Raw genomic sequence first — 1632 nt, 5'->3', positions numbered from 1 at the left:
TCGCGCTCCGGGTGGCGCAGCTCCTCGTAGCCGTGCGGGTAGACGGTGCCGCAGCTGTGCACGTTGGGGTCGATCAGGGGCGCCAGCCGCACCGGGGCTTCCAGCGCCTCGTCCAGCCCCAGCCGCAGCTCGCGGAGCATGCCGAGGTCCGGCCGGAACCCCGTCGCCACCACCACCTCGTCCACCGGGCCGATGGTGCCCTCCGCGCTCTCCACCAGCAGGCCACCCGAAATCTGTACCAGCCGCTCCGCGCGGAAGCCGGTGACCAGGCTCACCGCGCCGCTCTCTACCAGGCGCTTCATCCGCTCGCCCAGGCTGCCGCGGGCCGCCAGCGCGTCCTTGGCGCCGCCGCCGAACATCAGCCCGGGGTCGCGCCGGCGGATGGCCCACACGATTTCCGTCGCGGGCCACGGCTCCTTCAGCGCGGCCAGCTCCAGCAGCGCGTTGAACGCCGAGTGCCCGCTGCCCATCACCAGCGTTCGCCTGCCGGCGTAGCGCGCGCGGTGGCGGCCCAGTACATCGGGGATCCCGTAGTAGATGCGATCGGCCGCCTCCGTCTCGCCCTCCGCCTGGACGCCGCTGGCGCCCAGCGGGTTGGGCGTGGTATACGTGCCGGAGGCGTCGATGACGGCACGCGCCAGGATGCGCTCGCGCCGCCCATCCGCGCGCTGCACGACGACCTCGAACGGGGCATCGTCGCGCCCCGCCGTCGTCGTCTTGTCGAACCCGGCGCGCGAGACGGATACCACGCGATGGCCGAGGCGAAGGTGCGGGGCGATGTCGGGAAGCGCGGCCAGCGGCTGTACCAGGTGCTCGATCAACTCGCCGCCGGTGGGGACCGCCTCGGGGTCCGGCATCCGCCATCCCGCGGCTTCCAGCATGCCGCGCGACACGGGCTCCGTCAGGTACTTCCACGGGGAGAACAGGCGCACGTGCGACCACTGGCGGATACTGGCGCCCACCGCCTCGCCCGCTTCCAGCACCAGCGGCCTCTCGCCGCGCGCGACGAGGTGCGCCGCCGCCACCAGCCCCACCGGTCCCGCGCCGATCACCACCACCGGCAGCCCCGCCCGGGTCCCGCTCTCGTTCGTGCTCATCGCCGTAATCTCCTCGCGTGACATGTGGTTGTTACTTGCAACTATCAGGGCGCAACGACGGCCCTCCAGCGAGGACCGGTCCCACGAAATCAGCCGATGGTGCAGCAGCTGCCGCCGGAGTTGTCGATGCGGGTGCCGGCGGCCCGCGCCAGCTGCAGGATCAGGCGCGACATCGACTGCCGCACCTCCGGCGCGAACTCGGAAAGCAGCGAGCGCTCCTGGGCCAGGATGTCGGACTCGATGCGGCCGTGCAGCTCGCGGCCTTCCTCCGTGGCCACCAGGTGCAGCGCGCGCCGGTCTTCCGGGCTCGCCTGCCGCTGCACGTAGCCCTTCTTTTCCAGGGCATCCACCACGCGGCTGGCGGTGCTCTTGTCCAGGTACAGGCGCGACGCGAGCTCGTTCAGCGTCAGCGGCCCGTCGAGCACCACCGCCTCCAGGGCGTAGCACTGCGTCACCGAGATGTCGTAGCAGCAGATGCGGTCGCGGTCCCGGAACTGGTAGACGCGCACCAACTCGGTCAGCGCGCGGTGAAGAT

General features: G+C 71.8%; 2 protein-coding genes. Both read right to left on the bottom strand.

What is annotated here, in order from left to right; genetic code table 11:
* Positions 1-1097, bottom strand: a 1097-nt coding sequence (locus VIB55_RS14650; RefSeq protein WP_331877399.1) for an NAD(P)-binding protein, incomplete at its 3' end; no start/stop codon positions are given.
* An 89-nt stretch (positions 1098-1186) separates the two neighbouring features.
* The coding region (locus VIB55_RS14645) for a MarR family transcriptional regulator (protein WP_331877398.1) at positions 1187-1632 on the bottom strand (446 nt) is incomplete at its 5' end.

Source organism: Longimicrobium sp. (assembly GCF_036554565.1).
In the GTDB taxonomy this organism is placed as follows: domain Bacteria; phylum Gemmatimonadota; class Gemmatimonadetes; order Longimicrobiales; family Longimicrobiaceae; genus Longimicrobium.
Note: the sequence above shows the minus strand (reverse complement) of the source record. Positions and strands in the feature narration are given on the sequence as shown.